Genomic DNA, 2,834 nt, shown 5'->3' on the forward strand with positions numbered 1-2,834 from the left:
CCGGGCGTCGACCTGATGGTGGCCGCCGAGTCCGGCATGACCACCGGGATGCCCACGCCGACCGGCAAGCCGCAGATCATCCCGTTCCAGCTCGTCGACGCCGCCAGCGGTCACGTGCTGGCCCAGGCGGTGCTGGGCGCGCTGCTCAACCGCGAACGCCACGGCGTGGGCGACGTGGTGCACGTCGCGATGTACGACGTCGCGGTCAGCCTGCAGGCCAGTCAGCTCACAATCCACCTGAACAAGCCCAGCGAAGCGCCCAAGCCGGATGGCGAATCAAAACCTAAGCGGCGCAAGGGAGTCGGCTTCGCGACCCAACCGTCGGACGCGTTCAAGGCAGCCGACGGCTACCTGGTGATCAGCGCGTATGTGCCCAAACACTGGGCGAAGCTGTGCGAGATCATCGAGCGGCCCGACATGCTGGACGACGAGCGGTTCATCGACCAGCGCTCCCGCGCCGTGAACTACCCCGAGCTGACCGAGGAACTCGAGAAGGCGCTGGCCGCCAAGACCGCCGCCGAATGGGTTGAGCTGCTGCAGCAGGGCGGCCTGATGGCTTGCCTGGCTTACACGTGGAAGCAGGTGGTCAGCACCCCGCTGTTTGCCGAGAACGAACTCGCCCTGCAAGTCGGCCGCGACGACGACGCGATCACGGTGGTGCGCACCCCGGCTCGCTACGAGAGCTTCGACGCCGCGGCCACCGACCCCCCGCCGGCCGCGGGCCAGCACAACGACGCGTTTCTCACGGCAGCGCAAACCACGCCGTAGCGTCAGATGCCGGGCAGCCGCACCACCTGAACGAAGAACTCGTCGATCTGCCGGACCGCCTTCATGAACTGGTCCAGGTCGACGGGCTTGGTGACGTACGCATTGGCGTGCAGCTTATAGCTTTTCAGGATGTCCTCCTCCGCCGAGGAGGTGGTGAGCACCACGACCGGGATGCGCGCCAGGTCGGGGTCGGACTTGATCTTCTCGAGGAGCTGCCGTCCGTCGTACTTGGGCAGGTTCAGGTCGAGCAGGATGAGGTCGGGCCGTGCCGCCTCTTCGAACCGACCTCGCTTGTACAGGTAGTCCAGACCCTCTTCGCCGTCGTGCGCGACATGCAGCCGGTTCTTGAGTTTGTTGTGCTCGAACGCTTCTCGCGTGATGAGCTCGTCTCCCGGATCGTCCTCGACGAGCAGGATGTCAATGGCTCGACCGTCGGCAGATGTCATTCGTGCGCTCCTTCCAAAGCTGCTGAGCGTGCGGCGCCTTCCCCCGTGTCGGGCTCGGCCAAGGGCACGGGGAGAGTGAATTCAATTCTTGTCCCATCGGTTTGAGACGTGTCGATCCAAATCGTGCCGCCGTGGTGTTCGACGATCTTCTTGACCAAAGCAAGGCCCACACCGGTTCCGGCGTAGACCTCTCGGCCGTGCAGACGCTGGAAGATCACGAAGACCTTGTCGGCGAACTCCTCGGGGATGCCGATCCCGTTGTCCGAAACACTGAGCAGCCATTCGCCGTCGTGATTCTCGGTGCCCTGGGCGCAGTCGATGACGACGCGGGGCCGACGGTCGACGTGGCGGAACTTCACCGCGTTGCCGATGAGGTTCTGCCACAACATCGTCAGCAGCGTCGGGTCGCCGAGGACCTGCGGAAGCGGCTGCTGCGGGCGCACGATCTCGGCGTCGGACTCTTCGATGGCGGTGGCCAGATTGGACAGGCCGGCGTCTAGCGTCGCGTCCAGGTTCACCTCGGTTTCGGTGGTGCCCAACCGGCCGACCCGGGAGAAGGTGAGCAGGTCGTTGATTAACGCCTGCATGCGTTTTGCACCGTCCACCGCGAATCCGATGTACTCGTGGCCACGCTCGTCGAGCTGGTCGCCGTACCGCCTCTCCAGCAGCTGGCAGAACGAGGCGACCTTGCGCAGCGGTTCCTGCAGGTCGTGCGACGCAACATAGGCGAACTGCTCGAGTTCGGCGTTGGAGCGCCGCAATTCGGCGGTCTGCTCGTCCAGCTGGGATTTGGCCATACGCGACACTTCGAGTTCCTCGACGATGCGCCTGCGCATGTCCTCCATGTCGATGGCCATGTTGCGAACGTCTTTGGGCCGCTTCGGCGGCTCGATGGTCTCACCGAAATTGCCCTGGGTAATCCGCCTGCATGCCGCGGCCAGCGCCGCTAGCGGGCGGGCGACGGTGTCTCGCACCAGGAATCCCAACAAGGCGGCCGTGATGAAGAACAGCAGCACCATCCCGCCCAGCACCCTGTCGCGCCACGCGTCAGTGCTTCTCAACTCGGCTGTGGAATTCGACCGTGCCGCATATAGATTGGCGTTCTGCCTATCGAAAAGGCCTCGTAGGTGGTCGAATTCGGCCTTACCGCGTTCTGCCGACGGTCTGCTGGTGACGTTCTTGCCGTTCGGGAGCACGGCCGCGATCACCGGCTCGGCGTAATTCGCCCGCCAGTTGGCGGCGGCCCGCTCGATCTCGTCCAGATCGTTGATCAGGTCCGAATGCGCCCCCAGCCGGCGCCGGATCTCGTCGGCCGCCGCCTGCTCGGCATGTTGCCCGTCGTAGTAGGGCGTGAGGAACTGCCGGTCTGCGGCGATCAGGTAGCCGCGGATGCCCGTCTCCTGGTCGCGCAGCGCGGACTGCATCTGGTAAGCCGCCACCCGCGCCGGTTGGATGCTGTCGGTCAACTCCCGCGACATGTCGTCGGTGCGGTCGAGCAGAACCGACCCGATCAGCGCACCGGCCAGCACCATGCCGCCCATGCTGAGCAGGACCAGGGCCTGCCAGCCCCGAACGGTCAGCTGCGACAGCCGCAGGCGGCGCAACCAGGGGGGCGTCACG

3 protein-coding genes are annotated in these 2,834 nt (G+C 65.5%); 1 reads left to right on the forward strand and 2 read right to left on the reverse strand.

From position 1 onward, the window contains the following. A partial coding sequence (locus JOZ00_RS25200; protein WP_293349719.1) for a CoA transferase occupies positions 1–768 on the forward strand: 768 nt, incomplete at its 5' end. A gap of 2 nt (positions 769–770) precedes the next feature. On the opposite strand, the gene JOZ00_RS25205 is transcribed toward JOZ00_RS25200, so the two are convergent. Continuing rightward, a complete protein-coding gene (locus tag JOZ00_RS25205; RefSeq protein WP_293349722.1) occupies positions 771–1,214 on the reverse strand; it encodes a response regulator in 444 nt (147 codons plus the stop codon). After that, entirely contained in the window at positions 1,211–2,833 is a 1,623-nt protein-coding gene (locus JOZ00_RS25210; protein WP_293349725.1) for a sensor histidine kinase, read from the reverse strand. Before JOZ00_RS25210 ends, JOZ00_RS25205 begins: the two co-directional genes overlap by 4 nt. Between the last annotated feature and the right edge of the window lies 1 nt (position 2,834).

Origin of the sequence: Mycobacterium sp., assembly GCF_019243155.1 — a bacterium.
GTDB lineage: Bacteria > Actinomycetota > Actinomycetes > Mycobacteriales > Mycobacteriaceae > Mycobacterium.